Source organism: Lentzea sp. NPDC042327 (assembly GCF_040647275.1).
GTDB lineage: Bacteria > Actinomycetota > Actinomycetes > Mycobacteriales > Pseudonocardiaceae > Lentzea.
Map to the genome: position 1 here is coordinate 557,994 of NZ_JBEZBX010000003.1, position 19,466 is coordinate 577,459.

General features: G+C 72.3%; 20 protein-coding genes and 1 pseudogene. 12 read left to right on the forward strand and 9 right to left on the reverse strand.

Annotated elements, in window-relative coordinates; translation table 11 throughout:
• Positions 1-11: 11 nt before the first annotated feature.
• Positions 12-710 (reverse strand): hypothetical protein, encoded by a 699-nt coding sequence (locus tag AB0A63_RS10450; RefSeq protein ID WP_360388021.1) that lies wholly within the window; start codon positions 708-710, stop codon positions 12-14.
• A 79-nt stretch (positions 711-789) separates the two neighbouring features.
• Between AB0A63_RS10450 and AB0A63_RS10455 the strand changes: the two genes are divergently transcribed.
• The 3 genes from AB0A63_RS10455 (at position 790) to AB0A63_RS10465 (ending at position 2,714) form a co-directional block, all read left to right on the forward strand.
• On the forward strand, positions 790-2,238 hold the full coding sequence (locus AB0A63_RS10455; protein WP_360388024.1) for an amidase: 1,449 nt from the start codon (positions 790-792) through the stop codon (positions 2,236-2,238).
• Between the two features lie 150 nt (positions 2,239-2,388).
• Entirely contained in the window at positions 2,389-2,562 is a 174-nt protein-coding gene (locus tag AB0A63_RS10460) for a hypothetical protein (RefSeq protein WP_360388026.1), read from the forward strand.
• The gene (locus tag AB0A63_RS10465) at positions 2,559-2,714 is read left to right on the forward strand and encodes an iron chelate uptake ABC transporter family permease subunit (RefSeq protein ID WP_360388029.1); all 156 of its coding nucleotides are present in this window, start codon (positions 2,559-2,561) and stop codon (positions 2,712-2,714) included. Before AB0A63_RS10460 ends, AB0A63_RS10465 begins: the two co-directional genes overlap by 4 nt.
• 232 nt (positions 2,715-2,946) lie before the next feature.
• On the opposite strand, the gene AB0A63_RS10470 is transcribed toward AB0A63_RS10465, so the two are convergent.
• From AB0A63_RS10470 to AB0A63_RS10500, 7 genes and pseudogenes are all read right to left on the reverse strand, one after another.
• Positions 2,947-3,780: a hypothetical protein gene (locus tag AB0A63_RS10470; RefSeq protein WP_360388032.1), complete on the reverse strand. Its 834-nt coding sequence runs from the start codon at positions 3,778-3,780 to the stop codon at positions 2,947-2,949.
• Positions 3,781-4,184: 404 nt separating this feature from the next.
• Positions 4,185-5,873 carry an RICIN domain-containing protein gene (locus AB0A63_RS10475; protein ID WP_360388035.1) on the reverse strand — a complete coding sequence of 563 codons (1,689 nt, stop codon included), beginning with the start codon at positions 5,871-5,873 and terminating at the stop codon, positions 4,185-4,187.
• Positions 5,874-6,159: 286 nt separating this feature from the next.
• On the reverse strand, positions 6,160-6,579 hold the full coding sequence (locus AB0A63_RS10480) for an alpha/beta hydrolase fold domain-containing protein (protein ID WP_360388038.1): 420 nt from the start codon (positions 6,577-6,579) through the stop codon (positions 6,160-6,162).
• 83 nt (positions 6,580-6,662) lie between these two features.
• Positions 6,663-7,331: pseudogene (locus AB0A63_RS10485) on the reverse strand (alpha/beta hydrolase); the annotation flags it as partial.
• Positions 7,332-7,335: 4 nt separating this feature from the next.
• Complete coding sequence (locus AB0A63_RS10490) at positions 7,336-7,506, reverse strand: CsbD family protein (RefSeq protein WP_360388041.1); 171 nt, start codon at positions 7,504-7,506, stop codon at positions 7,336-7,338.
• A 295-nt stretch (positions 7,507-7,801) separates the two neighbouring features.
• Entirely contained in the window at positions 7,802-8,386 is a 585-nt protein-coding gene (locus tag AB0A63_RS10495; protein ID WP_360388045.1) for a DUF4232 domain-containing protein, read from the reverse strand.
• A 133-nt stretch (positions 8,387-8,519) separates the two neighbouring features.
• Complete coding sequence (locus tag AB0A63_RS10500; RefSeq protein WP_360388048.1) at positions 8,520-9,377, reverse strand: LysR family transcriptional regulator; 858 nt, start codon at positions 9,375-9,377, stop codon at positions 8,520-8,522.
• Between the two features lie 70 nt (positions 9,378-9,447).
• Between AB0A63_RS10500 and AB0A63_RS10505 the strand changes: the two genes are divergently transcribed.
• Entirely contained in the window at positions 9,448-10,344 is an 897-nt protein-coding gene (locus tag AB0A63_RS10505; protein ID WP_360388051.1) for a DMT family transporter, read from the forward strand.
• Positions 10,345-10,359: 15 nt separating this feature from the next.
• Here AB0A63_RS10505 and AB0A63_RS10510 read toward each other — a convergent pair whose 3' ends face one another.
• Positions 10,360-11,088, reverse strand: a complete 729-nt coding sequence (locus tag AB0A63_RS10510) for a hypothetical protein (RefSeq protein WP_360388054.1) — start codon at positions 11,086-11,088, stop codon at positions 10,360-10,362.
• A 163-nt stretch (positions 11,089-11,251) separates the two neighbouring features.
• On the opposite strand from AB0A63_RS10510, the gene AB0A63_RS10515 reads away from it, so the two are divergent.
• The 8 genes from AB0A63_RS10515 to AB0A63_RS10550 all read left to right on the forward strand — a co-directional run bounded on the left by AB0A63_RS10515 (position 11,252) and on the right by AB0A63_RS10550 (position 19,464).
• The gene (locus tag AB0A63_RS10515) at positions 11,252-11,551 is read left to right on the forward strand and encodes a Sec-independent protein translocase subunit TatA (protein WP_360388056.1); all 300 of its coding nucleotides are present in this window, start codon (positions 11,252-11,254) and stop codon (positions 11,549-11,551) included.
• A gap of 107 nt (positions 11,552-11,658) precedes the next feature.
• Entirely contained in the window at positions 11,659-12,261 is a 603-nt protein-coding gene (locus AB0A63_RS10520; protein WP_360388059.1) for an NAD(P)H-dependent oxidoreductase, read from the forward strand.
• A 20-nt stretch (positions 12,262-12,281) separates the two neighbouring features.
• Complete coding sequence (locus AB0A63_RS10525; RefSeq protein ID WP_360388061.1) at positions 12,282-13,064, forward strand: isocitrate lyase/phosphoenolpyruvate mutase family protein; 783 nt, start codon at positions 12,282-12,284, stop codon at positions 13,062-13,064.
• 504 nt (positions 13,065-13,568) lie between these two features.
• Entirely contained in the window at positions 13,569-14,546 is a 978-nt protein-coding gene (locus tag AB0A63_RS10530; RefSeq protein WP_360388381.1) for an aminotransferase class I/II-fold pyridoxal phosphate-dependent enzyme, read from the forward strand.
• The gene (locus tag AB0A63_RS10535; RefSeq protein WP_360388063.1) at positions 14,543-15,544 is read left to right on the forward strand and encodes a polyprenyl synthetase family protein; all 1,002 of its coding nucleotides are present in this window, start codon (positions 14,543-14,545) and stop codon (positions 15,542-15,544) included. Before AB0A63_RS10530 ends, AB0A63_RS10535 begins: the two co-directional genes overlap by 4 nt.
• The gene (locus AB0A63_RS10540) at positions 15,534-16,538 is read left to right on the forward strand and encodes a UbiA family prenyltransferase (RefSeq protein ID WP_360388066.1); all 1,005 of its coding nucleotides are present in this window, start codon (positions 15,534-15,536) and stop codon (positions 16,536-16,538) included. Before AB0A63_RS10535 ends, AB0A63_RS10540 begins: the two co-directional genes overlap by 11 nt.
• Positions 16,535-18,202, forward strand: a complete 1,668-nt coding sequence (locus AB0A63_RS10545; protein ID WP_360388069.1) for a prenyltransferase/squalene oxidase repeat-containing protein — start codon at positions 16,535-16,537, stop codon at positions 18,200-18,202. Before AB0A63_RS10540 ends, AB0A63_RS10545 begins: the two co-directional genes overlap by 4 nt.
• Positions 18,199-19,464, forward strand: a complete 1,266-nt coding sequence (locus AB0A63_RS10550) for an NAD(P)/FAD-dependent oxidoreductase (protein WP_360388072.1) — start codon at positions 18,199-18,201, stop codon at positions 19,462-19,464. Before AB0A63_RS10545 ends, AB0A63_RS10550 begins: the two co-directional genes overlap by 4 nt.
• Positions 19,465-19,466: the final 2 nt, after the last annotated feature.

Sequence of the window (19,466 nt, forward strand, 5' to 3'; positions counted from 1 at the left end):
GCCGCAGCGCGTCAGCCACGACGTACCGCACGCCGGTACTCGTGGTGCAGCTGAGCGAACCGCACGGGGTCGACCGCTGCCGGGTCGTCCAGCAACCTGACCAGCGCTGCTCCACCGCGCATCTCCAGCACGTCGGCGCCCAGCCGGTCCAGGACGGGCGCCAGCACCCGGCGGCGTTCGGCGCCGAGGTAGGTGAACCAGCTCAGCCATTGCGGCACCGGGGTGGTGTCGTCGAGCGGCTTCCGCAGCTCTGACCAGATCTGCTCCAGCGACCACTCGTCCTCGACGCGCCCGAACCGCCCACCGAACTCGGCCGCGACGGCGAGCCACAGCTCGGTGAGCGCCCGGTGCAGCGCGCGGAACGGGTCGGCGTCGGCGACCGGAGTCCGCCGGCAGTGCACCGAGTCCAACGACATCGACATGGAGTCGTCTCCACCACCCGGCTCGGTGGACAGCCACACGTCCACTTCGGACGCCGTCCACAGGTTGGTGGCGAATGATCCCGAGACGAGGCCCTGCACGAGCTGTGCCCGGTCCACGACGCGGTGGTCACCCTCGCGACCCGGCGACTTGTCGAAGCCGTTGATCCCTCCGCCCGGCCGCAGCGGCGACAGCCCGAACCCGTCGGCGAGGGCCAGCAGCCGTTCCACTGCCGCCTCGTCCCACGTCCCTTCAGGCAGAACCAAAGTCCACGACCAGTTCGATCCCATGTGAACACTTTGTCATGGCCGACCCGTTGCGCGAAAACCGGTTTTATGGCTTTCCCGGCGGAGGGTTAGCGTCGAATTCATGGATTGGAACCTGCGATCGGCCGAAGAAATGCTCGCCGCCCTGCGCGCCGGTGACGTGACCTCCGCGCACCTGACCGACGAGGCGATCACCCGCATCGAGCGGCACGACGCGGCGATCAACGCGATCTGCGCACCCGACTTCGACCGCGCCCGCGCCGCCGCTCGCGCCGCGGACCAAGCCCGTGCCCGCGGCGAGGACCGGCCACTGCTCGGTGTGCCGGTGACGGTCAAGGAGTGCTTCAACGTCACCGGTCTGCCCACGACGTGGGGGATGCCCGAGCACCGGGACCACGTGCCGGCGGAGGACGCGGTGCAGGTGTCGCGGTTGAAGGCGGCGGGGGCGGTGGTGCTCGGCAAGACCAACGTCCCGCTGGGACTGCAGGACATCCAGAGCTTCAATGCCATCCACGGCACCACCAACAACCCCTGGGACCACACCCGCACCTCGGGCGGTTCCTCCGGCGGTTCGGCGGCGGCGCTGGCGTGCGGGTTCGGTGCGCTGTCCATCGGTTCCGACCTCGCCGGCTCCCTGCGCACCCCCGCGCACTTCTGCGGTGTGTACGCGCACAAGCCGACCGTGGGGCTGGTGGCCAGTCGCGGCATGGTCGCGCCCGGCGAGCCGGCGTTGCCGGTCGAGCTCGACCTCGCCGTGGTGGGGCCGATGGCACGCACCGCCGGTGACCTGGGGCTGTTGCTCGACGTGATGGCCGGGCCGGACCCGCTGACCTCCGGCAAGGCGCACACCGTGAAACTGCCCGCCGCACGGCACGAACGGCTCTGCGACTTCCGGGTGCTGGTGCTCGACGAGCATCCGCTCATCCCGACCGGTGCGGCCGTGCGGGCCGGTGTCGGCCGGGTCGCTGACGCGCTTGTCGCTGGTGGCGCTCGGGTTTCGCGGCACAGTGCGTTGCTGCCGGATCTGGTGGAGGGCGCGCGGCTCTACACGGAGTTGATGTTCTCGAGTGCGGTGGCGCGGTTTCCCGTGGAGCAGCTGAGGGCACGCGTTGCCGGGTTGCGTGCGGACGACCAGGGGCTTGACGCGACTCGACTGCGTGCCATGGTGTTCAGCCACCACGACTGGCTGGCGGCACACAACCGCCGGGAACGGCATCGGCACCTGTGGCGGCAGTTGTTCGGTGAGTTCGACGTCGTGGTGTGCCCGGTGACGCCGACTCCCGCGTTCCCGCACGACCACAACCCTGACATGTTGGGGCGGCGCATCGAGATCGACGGCGTGTTGCACCCGTACTTCGACCAGCTGGTGTGGGCGGGGGTGGCGACGATGCCCGGGTTGCCTGCCACGGCCGTGCCGGCGGGGCGGTCTGATGAGGGGTTGCCGGTCGGGGTGCAGCTCATCGGGCCGGCGTTCGAGGACCGCACGCCGTTGCGGTTGGCCGAACTCCTCGAAGAAAGGACGTCGTTCAAGGCACTGCCCACTTTTCACTGAACTGCCCCCGCAACCCGGGCGGTGTGGAGGTGGCCGGCCACGCCGTGGCGAGCGGCTGCCCGACCCCGAGGGGCACGACCAAGCACCCCATCGCGACCGAAAGCGGAAGCAGCGCGAGACCGCGGCCGCTGACGTCGCGAGGCTGACGGGGTGGTGCTGGCCGAGGGCAGGAAGGCGCCGACGGCCAAGGTCGGCATACCGTTCTTCATGGCCGACGGCTACCTGCGGCAGCAGGTCGTCATCCGCCCGTTCGGCATGGCGTCGCACCGCACCTCGCACGGGCGCTCGTCGGTGGGCGGCAGGCCCGTGTCATCCCGGTCGTGACGGCGATCGGTGCGATCCTGGTCAGCGCCGCGGACACGGTGAAGCGCACGATGATCGCGTCGGCGCAGATCCCGGCCAGGTTGGTCATCGCGTTGGTGGGCACGCCGTACTTCGTCCTGGTGCTGTGGCGCACCCGAGTCACGCGGGTGTGAGAAGGCGGTCATCGAGCTCGGCGGTCGATGAGAATGATCGCGGTGACGAACGCGGCTGCGGCGGCAACCGCAGCCAAGACGACGCCCGGCGGCAAGGTGTCGATGTCAAGTGATGACGAGAGGTGGTGCACGTGCAGGTCTCCGCGGATGACGTCCGCCTGGACCGCTACACCGGACACCGGTCCCCTCACGCTGTGGGTGTTCCCGCTCGCGTTGCACTGTGCAGTCGCGCTCACCGGTCAGGGTTTTCATGAGGTCTGCTGTCGAGGTGCACCACCGAGTCGAGTGCGCGTCCGATCGACGCGCCGTCGCCGGGGTCGACGGCGGAGAGGAGCAGGGCCTGCACCGCGTGGGCGAGGTCCGCGAAGTCGCGGTCGCTGTTCTGGCCGTTGCCGGCGGCGCCGAGGGCGACCCCGCTGATGTGCGCGGACAGCATCCGGCTCAGCGACGTCGGCGTGACGCCTGGCCGGAACCGCACCCCGAGTGTGGCGAGCCCTTGGTCGAACACGGGTGTCCAGTTCGCGGAGTAGACGCCCAGGAGGTCGTTGAACGCCTGGTGACCGATCGGTTTGAGCAAGGTGTCCATGGTGAGCAGCAAGGGGAAGAGCCAGCAGCGGGCGAGCCGGGTCCACAGCTTGAGGTCGTGGGCGGTGATCTCGGAGACGAGATCGGCGAGGGAGCGCTCACCTCGGCTCACCGCCGGCAACGCCTCGGCAGCGAGCTTGGGACCGCGATCGAGGATCTTGTGCCAGCGCGCGGAAACGCAGGTGTAGCGCACCATGCAGACGAGGTACTTCTCCATACCGCCTTTGCCCCTCCACCGGTCCCTGAACTGGGAGTCCCCGATCTTCATGTTCCTGAGCACCTCGATTGGCGGGGTTGTCGGTGGTTTGCCCGAGTTGCTCTCCTGGAGGGCCCTGGTGGTCAGATCGTGCTGCAGTCGCCATGCTCGGGCCAGCACGACCTCGCGGGTGATGTTCGCCCACTCGAGCCCGGTTTTGGGCACTCGGCTGCGGCCGGTGACCTGCTCGTCGAGTTCGAGGAGACCGGCTTCCAGCAGGACCATCGTCGCGATGAAGACGTGCGGTCTCTTGTTGTGAGGATTTGCGACGGAGTCACGTGAGATGACACCGCGGAAGACGTCGGGCCAGTTGACTTCGGCATTGAAGTGCATGTGGCAGGAGAGCACACCGGGACCCGCCGTCGTAACATCCCGGCCAGGAAGGTTCGGTCTCCGTGCTGCCGCCCACCGGGTTGGGGTGGAGCACGTGCGCTTGAGGTACGTGCTGCGGAAGGGCGTGGAGGGCAGCGGAACACCGTGGTCGGGACGTGGGCCGCGATCGACCGGCTGGCGAGCCGGCGGTGGTGCGGAACGACCCGTAAGCAGCGGACGTGCACCTCCGCTCCCGGGGAACGCGCGGACCGGGCCGGCGCGGCTGACGCGCTGACCCGGCCCGGCTGAGTGGTGCGTCAGAGGACGACGGGCCTGCCGCCGAGGGTGACGACGAGCCTGCCGTCGGAGGCGAACGACCAGCCGAGGCTCCCGCTGTAGGCGGAGCACCGGGAACCGTTGCTGCCCGACCAGAACTGGTTGGAGGAGTCGGCGTTGCCGACGACCTTGTCGTTGCTCCCGCTGCCGCTGCGGCAGGAGGTGTTGGAGCGGAACACCGAGCTGCCCGCGTCGAACGAGAAGTTGCGCTCGTCGTTGTCGATGCTGAGGTTGCTCGACACGGCCATGGAGCCGGTGTTGCGGTTGTAGGTGAAGCCGTGCTTGCCGTTGTCGTAGGCGATCGTGCGGCTGATGGTGTGGTTGACGCCGATGTCCTCGCCGCCGAGCTTGAAGCCGTTGCGGTCGCCGTTGCCGGCCTGGCCGCCGTTGCTCAGCGTGCCGTTCTTGAACGCCAGCGAGTCCTCGATGGTGACCGCGCCGATCGGGCCGGTGTCGGACTTGGTGTAGAGGTCCCAGCCGTCGTCGATGTTGTTGTGCGCCACGGAGTAGCGGAACACGTTGCCGGGCCCGGAGGTGAGCTTGGCCGCGAACCCGTCCGCGTCCTCGCCGTCGGAGTCGGCGTTGTCGTGCGACTCGGCGCTGAGGATCAGGTTGTGGGACGGCCACTGGTCCTTCGGCGTGGTCGACAGCATCCGGGACAGCTGCAGGCCGGTGTCGCGGTTGAAGCGGGTGACCGTGCGCTCGAAGATGTTGTAGCTGCCGCCGATGAAGATGCCGTTGTCGCCGGCGCGTTCCACGACGACGCCGTACACGTGCCAGTACGAGCCGTTCACCGCCAGGCCGCGGTTGGCCGGGTCCTCGGTCTGCGCCGAGAAGTTCAGCACCGGCGTCTCGCCCTGGTAGGCCGTCAGCTTCTTGCGGGCACCGGCGGTGCCGTTGTTGGTGGGCGGGATGGTCACCGTCTGCGCGAAGCTGTACGTGCCGCCGCGCAGGAAGATCGTGCCGCCCGCGGCCACGCGGGGGAGCGCGGAGGTCAGCGTGGTCGGGTCGGAGATCGTGCCGGACGCGCCGTCACGGCCGGTCGGTGACACGTACAGCGCGTTGGCCGGTGGCGTCCCGGTAGTGGTGGTGGTCGTCGTCGTGGTTGTGGTCGTGGTGGTGCTGGTGGGGCCGCCGCTGGTCGGGGAGAGCGTCCACTGCTTGGTCGTGGCGCCGTCGCACGAGTTCGTCTGGATCAACGCACCCGGCGTCGTGGCGTTGTCCTTGACGTTCAGGCACTTGCCGCCGTTGGCGTTGACCAGGCGGTGATCGGTGCCGTTCGGCGTCAGCGCCCACGTCTGGCTCGCCGCACCGGTGCACGTCTCCAGCTGGACGGGCTTGCCCGCGCTGGTCGAGGCGTCGCGCACGCCCACGCACAGGCCGCCTGCGGTGATGCGGACGCCGCCGCTGACCTCGGTCAGCACCCACTCCTGACCGGCGCAGGCCTGTTGGCGCAGCTGCGTTCCGCTCGCCGGGCTCGTGCCGGCGTCGAGGCACTGACCGCTGCCTGCGTTCTTCAGCACGTAGGTGCCCGCGGCGTTCGCGTTCGCCGCGATGGTGGGCCACGCCGCAAGCGCGGTCACCAGCGCGACGACGGCGCCACCCGACACCAGTCCGGCACGGACCCGGCGTTGCCGCGCCAAGCGCGCGGGCTGTTCCGAAATTCCCACGGGAACTCCACTTCTCAACGGTGAGAGGAAGATTTTTCGGTCGAATGCGCGGCGGGTTTCCCGTCGGATGCTAGGAGCGTTCTCCGTGCGCGGTCAACGGCAAAAATGCGTGGTCAGGTCGATGTGTCCCAGTCGAATGCGTCGAATGGCCAGGTCATCGGCGTTCGAATGGATCATCCTTGTTCGCCGGGTGGATATGCGCTGGTCACACTCGTGAACAGAATGGTTGATTCCTCGGTTCACCACCGTGAATCTTGCGTGCTTTCGTTGTTCTTTTCTCGCGGCGTCACGGCCGGAGACCGGCGGCGAAGCGGTGCACGCTCCCGACGACCTCCGCGTACAGCTCCGGAACCGCCTCGCGGAACAGCAGCTCACCCGCGTGGCACAGACCCGCCACCGTCCGCACCGCCGACTTCACCCCGGCCTCGACCAGGGTGCGGTAATAGGCCAGCCCCTCGTCACGCAGCGGGTCGAGCTCGTTGACGACGACGGCGTGCGGCGGCAGCCCGGCCAGGTCGCCGGCGGTCGCGCGGTAGGGCCAGCACAGAGGATCGGTGTTGTGCCGGGCGCCGGGGTCGTACACCTCGGCGAGGATCGCGGCGCCCTCGCAGGAGATGAGGTACCCGTCGTTCTCGACGAGCGACGGCAGCTCCGCCTCGCGTTCCTGCACGGGGGCGCCGTACCGGCCCGAGATGAACGGCACCATCGCGCAGACGCCGTCGACCGCGGCGAGCCGCCTTCGCGCTTGGCGCGGATCGCGGTGGCCAGCGCGAGGTTGCCGCCGCCCGACTCGCCCGCCACGGTGAGCGCGGAGATACCCAGCTCCGCGCGGTGCGCGTGCACCCAGTCGAGCGCTGCTGCGCAGTCGTCGAGCCCGGCCGGGAACGGGTGCGCACCGAGCTCACCGCCGCCGTTGCGGAACTCGACGGCGACGACGACGAGTCCGGTGGCGGCCAGGTCGTCGTAGAACGTGGTGTAGACGGGCCACGAGCCCTGCAGCATCACCATGGCGCCGCCGTGCAGGTACAGGACACCGGGCAGCGGACCGGAGGAGTGCGCGGGCCGCGTCACGTACAGCCGGAGCTCGTCGCCCGCCGGACCGGTGATCGTCTCGGTGTGGTGTTCCAGCCCCGGCACCGGTTGCCCGTCACCGAACAGCACGGCGTGGAACCGCTCGTTGTCCGCCTCCGCGGCCGCGACGAACGCCAGCAGCTGCTCCCGCGGGGCGTCGGGGCCGAACGGCGTGGGACCGGCGTTCCTGCCCATGCCGTGCGACGTCAGCGCTCGGACGAGCCGCGGGTCGGTGCGGGGGTCGGTGAGCAGGTTCCGTGCGGGATCGCCCAGACGGCCGGGCCGTTCCGCTGTGCTGTCCGAGGTCATCGACACGCCTTCCTGCGCCGTCGCCCGAAAACGACTGTGTCCCCCGCACGAGCGTGCGGGGGACACAGTCGAGCACATCGGCCTACTTGAAGGCGTCCTTGACCTTCTCCACCGCTTCCTTCAGGTGGCCCTTGGTCTGGTCCGCCTTGCCCTCGGCGCGCAGACCCTCGTCGTCGGTGACGTTGCCGACGCCTTCCTTCACCTTGCCGGTGAGCTCGTCGCCCTTGGCTTCCAGCTTGTCATCGGCGCCCATGAGGTCCCTCTTTCCCTTGCCTGAGCTCACGTCTGAACGTCTCTCCGGGGATACCCGCACCGCGGGACTTGAAACACCTGCGGTTCGGGTCGAGTGTCCCCAGTGGACCGGTCAGAGGCTCATCAGCAGGTAGTACAGCGTGCTCAGCACGAGGGCTGCGGCGATGACGACGGCGGTGATCCTGATCCAGCGCTGGTTCATGGTCGCTTCCGTGCTCGGCGGCGGGACTGCACGCCAGCCTGACGGACGCGGTCCCGACTGGCAAGGACCACCGTCGAGTCAGGACTGGACCGGGTCAGGACTGGACCGGGCCGACGGACATGGTGGCCTTGTCCGCGGCGGAACAGGCCTGCTGCTCCTTCGGCACGAACAGGGCCGCGGTCTCACCCGGCGGGTAGATCCGCAGACCGCGCACGTCGGTGGGCGCGCACTCGGCCGGGTCGTAGACGCCGGCGTTCGCGATCGTCACGAGGCTCGACGCGCTCGCGCCGGGTTGCAGCGTCACGGCCGCCGGTTCAGCGCCCTCGCGGGTCGCCGGGGCGCCGACCTGAGTACCCGTGTCACCGGTCACGAACGAGACGCCGGGGAAGCCCTGCAGGGTGCACGCGGCGGCGCCCTTGTTCGTGAACGCCAGGAGGTAGCGCATCTTGTTCATGCCACCACCGCCCTGGTCCGGGTTCAGGGCGAGGCCGAGGTCGGCTGACCGGCACGCGGCCGGGCCGGTGGAGACGGCCTGCCGGGTGGTCTGCGGGGCCGGGGCGTCCGGTGAGGGCGTGCCGGACGTGGTCGGGGCGGGTTCTGCCGAGCCGCCGCTCTGTCCGGTGCAGCCGGCCAGCAGGGCGGCGGTCGCGGTGAGGGTGGCGAAAGCGATGGTGCGCACGGTGGGCTCCTCCCGGTTTCGTGCATCGGCCGGGGCATGCCCTGCCTGCCATCGGCCGCACACATTTGTTGAAGCTCGTCACAACCACACCGGTCGTCCGGGGAGGAGCAGGCCGAAACGGACACCGCTCGTCTCAGGTGGCGTGGTCGCGGACGGAGTCCACCAGGGCCGTGACGGCGGGGTGCCACTCGCGACCGGCCGGGCCGCTGAGGACGAGGGTGCGCACGACGGGCTCCCGCAGCGGCAGCATGACCAGGTCCGCGGGCAGCATCGACGCCACCAGGCCCGGCACCAGCGACACGCCGACGCCCGCGCGGACCATCGCGAGCAGCGTGCCCAGCTCCCGCACCCGGTGCCGCGGGGTGAACGGGTGGCCGGTGTGCGCCTGCCGCACGTGCCGTTCGCAGCCACCGCGGGAGAGCAGGAACGGGTCGTCGGCCAAGTCCGCGACGCTGACGTGCGACTGGCCCGCCAACGGGTGGTCGGTGCGCAGCAGGGCGTGGAAGGTGTCCTCGCCGACCTGCGCGCCGTGGCCGGGTGGCGGGTCCACGAGCACCGCCGCCTCGACCGTGCCGCCGGCGAGCCACTCCGCCACCTCGTCGTCCTCCCCCTCGAACACCCGCACGGCGACCTGCGGGAACTCCGCCCGCCACCGCGTCAGCAGGTCCGGCAGCAGGCCCTGGCAGACGGTCGGCGGCGCCGCCAGCCGGACCGTGCCGCGCACCCCGCCACGACGGCGTTCGGCCAGGTCGGTGATCGCGGTCGACGCCGTCACCGCGGCACGGGCGTGGGCCAAGACCTCCTGGCCGAACGCGGTGGGCTTGGTCCCTCCGCGCCGGGACAGGACCGGGTGGCCCAGCGAGCGCTCCAGGGAGGCGACCGCGTGCGAGACCGCCGACTGCGTGATGCCCAGCGCGTCGGCGGCCGCACCGAACCCGCCCTCGTCGGCCACCGCGAGGAACGCCCGGAGCTGGGCGAAGTTCAGGGTCATGAGCCTCTCTCATGCTCGGCTGATCGTCACTTGTTGGACTCATGATGCCCCGCCGGGTGATGCTCCCGCCGTGGGATCGACTGGGAAGTTCGTGCTGCTGTCGGCGATCTGGGGCAGCAGCTTCGCCTTGATCAAGGTCGCGGTGGACGCGGGGGTGCCGCCGGTCCAGGTCGCGCTGGCGCGCTGTCTGTTCGGCGCGCTGGCGCTGTGGCTGATCTGCGCGGTGCAGAAGGCGGCGGTACCGCGTGACGCGCGCACCTGGGGACATGCGGCCGTGGTCGCGGTCCTGCTCAACTCGGTGCCGTTCACGCTGCTCGCCTTCGGTGAGTCCACAGTGGACTCGGTGCTGGCGGGGGTGCTGAACGCGACGACACCGTTGACGACGCTGGCCTTCGCGTTGCTCGTCGTACCGGGGGAGCAGGTGACGAGGACGCGGCTCGCGGGGCTGCTGCTCGGTTTCGCGGGTGTGCTGGTGCTGCTCGGGGTGTGGCGCGGGCTGGACGGCGACGTGCTGGCCGGCGGCCTCGCCTGCCTGGGAGCCACCACCTGCTACGGCGCCGGGTTCGCCTGCACCCGGCGGTTCCTGTCCGGCGTGCCGCACCGGGCGAGCGCCCTGTCCGCCGTGCAGATCACCTGCGCCACCGCCCAGCTGGGACTGGCCGCACCGCTGCTGTCGGGGCCGCCGTCCTGGCCCGGCTGGTCCGCGCTGCTCGCACTGCTGGTGCTGGGCGCGGCGGGCACGGGCTACGCGTACGTGCTCAACCTCGACCTGATCCGGGCGGCCGGTCCCACGGTCGCGGCCTCGGTCACCTACGTGACGCCGCTGTGGTCCACCGCGCTCGGTGCGGTGCTGCTGGCCGAACCGGTGGGGTGGCACACCGTCGTGGGCGGGGCGGTGGTGATCGGCGCGATCCTGCTCACCCGGCGACCCGCGCGGCGGCCCCGTGCGGTGACCACGGCCGGATGACCGGCACCGGTCGGATCACTTCTCCGGCGAAACGGCTCCCGCGTGCCGAGCCGTCCCGCGGTGCGCGGTCAGCCAGGTCAGCGCACGCTTGCGGATGGTGCGGGTGCCAGCCCGTTCGGCCAGGTAGTGACCGACGAAGCCCAGCAGCGGCAGGGAACCCAGCACGCCGAGGAGCCGGCCGCCGGTGGGCCGGCTGCCCAGCAGCGAGTCGATGCCGCGCAGCTCCTGGGCGAGCCGCCACAGGGCGCCGCCGAGCCCCGCCTTGCCGCGGCTGGGCGGAGCCGTGGTGGTCTCCGCGCTCGTGAGCTGCGCGGGGAGCGTGCGGTCGAACAGGACCGCGGCGAGCAGGCGCGTGCGGGTGTCGGTGTCGGTGACGCCGCACTCTCCCGCGATGGCGCAGAGGATCAGGCCCTGGGCCGCGCTGCCGAGCAGGTCCTGCACGGGCAGCCGGCTGGCGAGCACACCGCCCAGGCCGGGGATGGCGGTGACGGCGGCGGTGAGCCTGCCGAACGGGCCAGTCCACCAGCGGACGCGCCGCGCGGTGCCCATCCGCGCCCAGGCCGCGGTGCCGGGGACGCGCAGCACGACGACCCGGCGCAGCACCCGCCTGGGCAGGCTGAGCGGTGTGTCGGCCACGACCTCGCGCGGCCCGGACCTGCGCACGGCGTCCAGGGCCGGCGAGGCGGTGCGGACGAAGGTGCGCAGCACCGCTGTCAGGTGCTCGTCGGAAACCGTTGCCGGCATGGTCACTCCCGCGATCGTCACATGGTGTGCGCTGAGGGGTACCCACACCTGCGCGGCTCATCACGTGCCGCGCGAGGGGAGGACGCGCCGGTTTTCCGCGCTACCCGCGGAATGTCTGTTTTGGACTGTGTGACGGTGGTCGCCGAACGCAGATGCTCCTGCGGTGCAACGTACTCTCGACAACGGGTCCGACGAGAGGGAGCAGAAGCGCATGGGAAACCTGGGAGCAACCGAGCTGCTGATCATCGGTGCGGTCGTCCTGCTGTTGTTCGGCAGCAAGAAACTGCCGGAGATGGCACGCTCGCTCGGGCGTTCCGCGAAGATCCTCAAGGCCGAGTCCACCGGTCTGCGGCACGAGGAGCCGACGCCGGACCCCCACCAGGTCGTCCGGCTCCAGCAGCAGGTCGACGACCTCCAGCAGCAGTTGAAGAACGCACGAAGGAGTGCCGACCCGACCGGCTGATCGTGCGCGCGGGGGTGTGGGCGGACGTTTCGGACCGGTGTCCCACGGGGACTCAGCGGGCACGCGCCGGTCGTCGGTGACCAGGTGCGCCAACGTGGAGGTTCTCGATGCGTGCACTGGCCCTCGTCTGCAGCCTGAAGCCCTCGCCCGCCCCGTCGAGCAGCGAGCTCATCGCGAACCAGCTGCTGGCGGAGCTGCGGGCGCACGACGTGACCGGCGAGGTGGTCAGGGTGGTCGACCACGACGTCAAGCCGGGTGTCGAGGCCGACATGGGCGACGGGGACGCGTGGCCCGCGCTGCGGGAGAAGATCGGCGCGGCGGACGTGCTGATCCTCGCCACCCCGACCTGGATGGGGCATGCTTCCAGCGTGGCGCACCGCGTGCTGGAACGGCTCGACGCCGCGTTGTCGGAGACCGACGACGAAGGGCGGCCCGCGATGTTCGGCAAGGTCGCGCTGGTCGCGGTCGTCGGCAACGAGGACGGTGCGCACAAGATCGTCGCCGACCTGTTCCAGGCGCTCAACGACGTCGGGTTCTCGATCCCGGCCCAGGGGTGCACCTACTGGAACGGCCAGGCCATGCAGACCGTCGACTACAACGACCTGGACGAGACGCCGGACGAGGTGAAGTCGACCAACGCCACGGCCGCGCGCAACGCCGCGCACCTGGCCAGGCTGCTGCGCGCCGACGGTTACCCGGCCGTGTCCTGACCGTCCTCCGAGAGGAACCCGTGCCCGCCGACCCGTCCGAGCTCGCCACCCGCCTGCTGCGCCTGCACACCGACCCCGAACTGCTCACCGTGGTCAACGTGTGGGACGTCATCACCGCCGAGGTCGTCGCCGGCGTCCCCGGCACGAAGGCGCTGGCGACCGCGAGCCACTCGATCGCCGCGAGCCGCGGCTACCCCGACGGCGAGCAGATCCCGGTCGAGGAGATGATCGCCGAGGTCGGGCGCATCACCGCCGCGACGGAGCTGCCGGTGACCGCCGACCTGGAGGCCGGCTACGGCGACCCCGGTGACACCGTGCGCCGCGCCATCGCCGCCGGCGCGGTGGGCGCGAACCTGGAGGACCAGCTCAAGCCGCTGCCCGAGGCCGTGGCGGCCGTCGAGGCCGCGATCAGGGCGGCGAACGCGGAGGGCGTTCCCGACTTCGTGCTCAACGCGCGCACGGACGCGTTCGTGAAGGCGGGTGACCGCGACCCCGCCGAGGTGCTCGCCGACGCCGTCGAACGCGGGCGGGCGTTCCTCGACGCCGGCGCACCGGTGGTCTTCGTGCCCGGCAAGCTGGACGAGGACCAGATCGGCACGCTCGTCGAGGCGTTCGGCCCCCGGCGGCTCACCCTGATCGGCCTGCCCGGCCTCCCGGCCCTCGCGCGGCTGCAGGAGCTGGGCGTGGCCCGCGTGTCCTACGGGCCGCTGTCCCAGCGGGTCGCCCTGACCGCGCTGGCGAAGCTGGTCGAGGCGGTGCACCAGGGCGGTGGTGTGCCGGAGGACACCCGGCCGCTCAACTGAGTGCCCGCACCGGGACGAACCGCCACCGAATGCTGCCCGGTAGCGCCCCGGCCGGGTGACGGACCGGGCCGAGAACCGGAACGGAAGTCATTCGAACGGCGGTATTCAGCCGCTACCCGCGCATGGACCGGCCGGTACCGTAATCGCCCCGCTCCCGCATCCGGGTAGTCCGCGAAATCTCGATAGGCGGCCATTCGGCTCCCCTTCCGACGTCAGGCGTGTCCGCGCAGCCACCGCATGGTGCCCGCGCGGGCACGCCTGACCGCGTTTCGGCACGTCGCCGGAATCCCAATTGAGAAATGCGCAGCCGGCCGGATGCATTTTCTGCACTTGACTCGGCAGGAAGCGGAGTTCTAAGCGCGTGCGCGCGTAAAGGTTTCACCGGTGTTAAGCGGACGTTTGTCCCGGTGGTGGTGTTGACGTGCCAGGAGGGCGATTGTAGGTTCGAAATCACGCCCTCTCCGGGAGGTTTGCGAATTGAGTCGAATCATTCACCAATTGGCGTTGAACGAAAATCATTGGCCTGCGTTGCCGGGTGTGCGCGAGGCGCTGGTGAACTCGCTCGCCGACGTCAACCTGACCGGTGACGCGCTCGCCGCGGGACTGGAGCGCAGGCTGGCCGCCGACCTCGGCACGACGCCGGACCGGGTCGTCGCCGGTGCGGGCTCCGGGGCGCTGCTGCAGCAGTTCCTGACCGCGCACTGCGCCCCCGGCACCTCCGTGGTGCACGCGTGGCCGTCCTTCGACCTCTACCCGCTGCTGATCCGCAACGCGGGCGCCGAACCGGTTGCGGTGCCCGGCGAACAGCAGGACTTCCGCGCGGTCGCGGCCGCCGTCACCGACGACACCCGTGTGGTGCTGGTCTGCAACCCCAACAACCCCACCGGCGAGGTGCTCGGCGAGGAGTGGCTGCGCTCGCTGCTCGCCGCCCTGCCGCAGCACGTGCTCGTCCTGGTCGACGAGGCCTACCGCGAGTTCGCGGACCAGGCCGAGATCGCCGACGCGACAACGTTGTCAGCCGATCCGCGGCTCGCGGTGGTGCGCACGTTCTCCAAGTCGCACGGCCTGATCGGCCTGCGGGTCGGTTACCTCGTCGGCGCGCAGGAGGTGGTGGGACCGCTGCGGAGGGTGGCGCCGTTCCACCGGGTGCCCACCGTCGCCCAGGCCGCCGCGCTGGCCGCGCTCGACGCCGGGGCCCGCATGCGCGAGCAGTGCCGTGCGGTGGCCGCGGAACGGGACCGGGTCCGCGCGGGGCTGCGGGAGCTCGGCTACGACGTCCCGCCCAGCGGCGGGAACTACCTGTGGGTGCGGCTCGGGCCGCGCAACCAGGAGTTCATCGCCCACCTCGCCGAGCACGGGATCGCGGTGCGGGAGGTCGCGGGCGGCGTGCGCGTGAGCACCGGGGTGCCGGAGGCCAACGACGCCGTGCTCACGGCGGCCCGCGCGTTCAGCGGACGGCCGGTCGAGGGGGCCGTGCGATGACGGGCACGGTGAGCGAGGCGCTGCGCACCGACGACCCCGCCGAGGCGATCCGCGCCGCCCTCGCGCGCCGCCGTCCCCGCTCCGGTGACCGGTTCGGCGAGCTCACCCACTACGCCATGGCCGTGCCGGGGAAGCTGTTGCGGCCGTTGATGCTCGTCGCGTCGGCGGAGGCGGTCGGCGGCACCGCCGAGACCGCGCTGCCCGCCGCCGTGGCCGTCGAGCACCTGCACGTGGCGTCACTGGTGCACGACGACATCATCGACGGCGACGACCTGCGCCGCGGCCGGCCTTCCGTGCACGCGCGCTACGGCGTCGCGGACGCCATCGTGACCGGTGACGCCTTGTTGTTCGACCTGTTCGCCTCGGTCGCCGAATGCGCCGCGCCGCCGCGGGTGGTGATGGCGGTCGTCGCCGAGTTCGCCCACGCGGGCGGTGACCTGTGCCGCGGGCAGGTGCTGGAGTCCACGATGGTGTCGCCCGGCGCCACCCGGCCCGGCAGCGCGCTGGAGGACTACCTCGACGTCGCCGCCGCCAAGACGGGGGCGCTGTTCCGGGCCGCGTGCCGGGCCGGCGCGCTGCTCGGCGGCGGCTCCGCGGGGCAGGTCGACCAGCTCGGCGACTACGGCCACCACACGGGCGTGGCCTTCCAGATGCAGGATGACCTGCTGCCGTACCTCGGGGCGGGCACGTCGGGCAAACCCGACGCGAGCGACGCGGCCAACCTCCGTCCCACGTGGCCGGTGCTGCTCGCGCACCGCGAGGGCCGGCCGGAGCACCGCGCGGCCGTGGAGACCGCGCTGTCGGGTGCGCTCGAACCGGAGGAGACGCTGGAGCTGCTGCGGTTCGCGGTGACCGACAGCGGTGCGCTGGACGAGGCCCGCCGCGGCGCACGCGACCGGTCCCGGCTCGCGCTCGCCTGCCTGCGGGGGCTGCCGGGCGCGGCCGCCACCGACCGGCTCGCGGCCATCGCCGAGATCGCGGTCGACCGTGACCGCTGAGGTGCGCGCGCTCCAGGCCACCGGGCACGCGGTGCGGGAGCGGGCACTGGCGCACTGGCAGACCTGGCGGCCCTACACGACGTGCTACCCGGCCCTGCTCGGCCTCGCGGGCGTGCTGGTCGCGGGCGGTGACCGGCCGGCGGAGATCGCCGCCGCCGTGCTGGCCCCCGTGCTGGGCTGGCTCGCCGGTCACTACCTCGGCGACCACTTCGACCGGCACCTCGACGCCATCGCGAAACCGCAGCGGCCCATCCCGTCCGGGCGGCTGTCACCCGCTGCGGCTCTGGCCACCGGCATCGGCTGCGCGGTCGTCTCGCTGGCCGTGGTCGTCGGGTTCAACTGGCGCGTGCTGCCGTTCTTCGCGCTGGCGGTCGGCGGGATCGTCGCCTACAGCGCCGTGTTCAAACGCCTCGGGTTCAGCGGGAACCTCAGCCGCGGCGTGCTGTCGGCGCTCGCGCTGGTGATCGGCGCGATGGTCGCGGTGCCCTGGCCACCACCGCAGCTGCTGCCCGTGGCGCTCGGGTTCCTGTTGCACGACACCGCGTCCAACCTCATCGGCACGGTGCGCGACGTCGACGGGGACCGCGCGGGCGGCTACCGGTCGGTGCCGGTGCGCCACGGCGTGCCCGCGGCGGTGCGGCTCGCCACCGTGCTGTGGGCGGCCGGAACCGCGGCGGTCGGCCTCGGCGCGCTGGTCGCCGCACGGCCCGGCGCCCAGTTCGCCCTGTTCGGTGTCGCCGTCGTGCTCGGCGGGTGCGCGCTGTGGGTGGCCCGGCCCGCGGCGCTGACCCCGAGGCGCGCGCTGCGTTCGCACGAGCTGCTCGTCGCGGAACGGCTGGTGCTCGCCGCCGCCGTGGTGGCGGGTGCGGCCGGCCCGTGGACCGCGGTGCTGGTCGTGGCACCGGCGCTCGCGTTCTCGCTCGTCCTGCAGGCCCGGATGCGCTCACGACACGAGTTCCCCGACGGGGCGGACAACAGAGGGGAGAGGTCATGACCTCGGTCGACACCGGCACCGCTGAGGAGCTGGAGACCGCCATCGCCGACGGTGCGCGGGTGCTGTTCGCCGCCCAGCGCCAGGACGGGGTGTTCGACTACGGGGCGAGCAGCCTGCGCTCCACGCTCGCGACCGCCGGCGCGATCACCGCGCTGCACTTCGCCGACCCCGGCGGTGCCGCCGACCTGATCGCGGCGGGCGTCGACCGGTTGCGCCGCACGCGCAACGACGACGGCGGCTGGGCGATGGTGCCGGGCCTGCCGAGCGAACCGGGGCCGACGGCGGTGTCGGCGGCGGCGCTGCACCTCGTCGACCCGGTCGCCAACGCGGCGGAGGTCGCCGCAGGACGGCGCTGGATGGCCGACTACGGGGGACTGGAGGCGATCCCGCACCCGGAGGTCGTGCTGTGGTGCCGCCAGTTCTACGGGTTCGCCGGCTGGCTCGCCCCGCACGAGATGCGGCGGTTCCCGCTGGAGCTCGCGCTGCTGCCCGGCCTGTACCGGCGGCTGTTCGACCTGCGGCTGCCGATGGCCTCCGCGCTCGGGCTCGCCCAGACCCGGCACCGGCCGCTGACCCGCCTGCAGCGGCTGCTGGCCCGCAGGGCCGAACCGAACGCGCTGCGGGTGGTCCGGCAGGCCTTCGAGCACGAGGGGTCGGCCGGGTCGTGGTCGGAGGACGCGTGGGTGACCGGTCTCGTCTGCACCGGCCTGGCCCGCGCGGGGCTCGGCCAGGACATGGTCGACGCCGCCGTGGGGTGGTTCCGGCGCACGATGCACGCTGACGGGTCTTGGGCGACGACACCGCTGGACGCCGCCTGGACGATGTACGCGGTGCGCGGCCTGGTCGAGGCGGGCTACCGCGACGACCCCAGGCTCGCGGCGTCGCGGGACCTGTTCGTCGCCCTGCAACAGCACCGGCCGTTCCTCGCCTTCGGCTGCCCGCCGGGGTTCTGGGGCTGGTCCGGCGCGCATGGCTGGCCCGCGGTCCTCGAGACCAGCGAGATCGTGTCCGTGCTGGCGAAGCTACCTGGCAGCGGGCAGGCCGGCGCGGTGCGCACCGCGGCGGGCTGGCTGCGCGACCGCCAGGACAGCCGCGGCTCGTGGGGACTGTGCGTGCGCAACACCAGGGTCGCCAACAGCGGCCCGTGCCCGATGACGACCGCGCAGGCCGTCGACGCGCTGCTCGACGCCGGGGTGCTCGCCGGCGACACCCGCGTCCGCAGGGCGCTGCGGTGGCTCGGCCGTGCCCAGCTGCCGGACGGGAGCTTCGAGTCGGTCTGGTACCGGGAGCACACGATGGGCACCGCCGCGGTGCTGGAGGCCTTCGCCCGCAGCGGCCGCACCGGTGACGAGACGGCGGTCCGCGCGCGGTCGTGGCTGCTCGGGACGCGCAACGCCGACGGATCGTGGGGTGACGGCCACGGCGCCCCCGGCACGGTCGAGGAGACCGGCTGGGCGGTGTCGTCGCTGCTCGCGGCAGGGGAGGAGCCGGCCGCCGTCGCGACGGGGGTGCGCTGGCTGCTCGACGCCCGCACCGCCGAGGGCGGGTGGACACCGGAACCCGTGCACGAGTACGTGCGGCGGGTGAGTCGGTACGCCAACCCCGGCTTCACGCACGGCATGGCGTTGCGCGCGCTGGGCCGCTACCGGACGGCCGCCCGATGAGCGGGCCGGACGTCGTCGTCTGCGGAGCCGGGGTGGCCGGCCTCGCCACCGCCTGCGCCCTGGGGCGGCTGGGCCGCCGCGTGCTCGTGCTGGAGAAGCGGCCCACGCCCGCGCCCGTGGCGAAGGGCGAGGTGCTGCAACCGGGATCACTCGCGGTCCTGGCGGCCTGGGGCGTGACCGACCGGCTCGACCGCGCGGGCGCCACCCGGTTGTCGCGCCTGGTCGCCCGCTCCTCCGACGGCACGCCGCGGATGGTGCTCGACTACGGCCGGCTCCCGGCCGCGCACCCGTGGCTGCTGGCCCACGACTACCAGGCCATCCTCGACGCGCTCACCGACGCGCTGCCGGCCGCGGTGGAGGTGCGGCGGGGCGTGCACGTCCGCGACCTGCTGCGCACCGGTGGCCGGGTGAGCGGCGTGCGGTGCGACGACGGGGACGTCCCCGCCGCGCTCGTCGTGGCAGCCGACGGGATCTCCTCACGGCTGCGCGCCGCCGCCGGGCTCACCGCTGCGCGGCACGACTACCCGCACCGCCTGGCGGCGTTCGAGCTGCACGACGTCGACGACGTGGAACCGGACTTCTCCGCCTACGTCACCGACGGCGGGTTGCGGCTGCACTACCCGTTGCCCGGCCGGCGGGTCCGGCTCTACGTCCAGGTCGCGCCGGACGAGCTGCGCGGGCTCGACCGGGACGGGCTCGCCGGGTGGGCGGACCGGGTGCTGGCCGGATGTTCCGGACTCGCGCCGCTGGCAGGGCCGTTCCGCGCCGGTCTCGACCGCAGGCAGGTGCTGCCGGTGTCCCGGTCGACGGCGCCCGCCCTCGTCGCGCCGGGCTTCGCGCTGGTCGGGGAGAGCGGCCACTCGGTGCACCCGATGGCCGCGCAGGGCATGAACAGCTCGATCGCCGACGCGCACGAGCTGGCGACGGTGCTGCGCCAGGGCGGGACGCTGGCGCCCGACGTGGTCGACCACGCGTTGCGCCGCTACGACGCCGCCCGCAGGGAGAACCTCGCCCACATCGGCCGGACCAGCCACAACGCCGCAAGGATGATCACGACCCGGTCGTGGGTCGGTGCCCGCGCGCTCACCGGCACCGGCCGCAACGACCGCATCCGCCACGAGGTCATGCACACCATGTCCGGGCTGGGGGTGCGCCGGCTCACGCCGCTCGACCGGCTGCACCAGGTGGAGCTGCTGCCCGACCCGCGCGCGTCCCGGCTGCCGGACTGGGTGCGTGCCGCCTCCGCGGAGGCGGCACGGTGAGC

Excerpts from the sequence above, each read along its gene's own strand:
- AB0A63_RS10450 (WP_360388021.1), bottom strand. The coding sequence starts at position 710 with ATGGGATCGAACTGGTCGTGGACTTTGGTTCTGCCTGAAGGGACGTGG.
- AB0A63_RS10455 (WP_360388024.1), top strand. The coding sequence starts at position 790 with ATGGATTGGAACCTGCGATCGGCCGAAGAAATGCTCGCCGCCCTGCGC.
- AB0A63_RS10470 (WP_360388032.1), bottom strand. The coding sequence starts at position 3,780 with ATGGTCCTGCTGGAAGCCGGTCTCCTCGAACTCGACGAGCAGGTCACC.
- AB0A63_RS10480 (WP_360388038.1), bottom strand. The coding sequence starts at position 6,579 with ATGGTGCCGTTCATCTCGGGCCGGTACGGCGCCCCCGTGCAGGAACGC.
- AB0A63_RS10490 (WP_360388041.1), bottom strand. The coding sequence starts at position 7,506 with ATGGGCGCCGATGACAAGCTGGAAGCCAAGGGCGACGAGCTCACCGGC.
- AB0A63_RS10500 (WP_360388048.1), bottom strand. The coding sequence starts at position 9,377 with ATGACCCTGAACTTCGCCCAGCTCCGGGCGTTCCTCGCGGTGGCCGAC.
- AB0A63_RS10510 (WP_360388054.1), bottom strand. The coding sequence starts at position 11,088 with ATGCCGGCAACGGTTTCCGACGAGCACCTGACAGCGGTGCTGCGCACC.
- AB0A63_RS10520 (WP_360388059.1), top strand. The coding sequence starts at position 11,659 with ATGCGTGCACTGGCCCTCGTCTGCAGCCTGAAGCCCTCGCCCGCCCCG.
- AB0A63_RS10535 (WP_360388063.1), top strand. The coding sequence starts at position 14,543 with ATGACGGGCACGGTGAGCGAGGCGCTGCGCACCGACGACCCCGCCGAG.
- AB0A63_RS10545 (WP_360388069.1), top strand. The coding sequence starts at position 16,535 with ATGACCTCGGTCGACACCGGCACCGCTGAGGAGCTGGAGACCGCCATC.
- AB0A63_RS10550 (WP_360388072.1), top strand. The coding sequence starts at position 18,199 with ATGAGCGGGCCGGACGTCGTCGTCTGCGGAGCCGGGGTGGCCGGCCTC.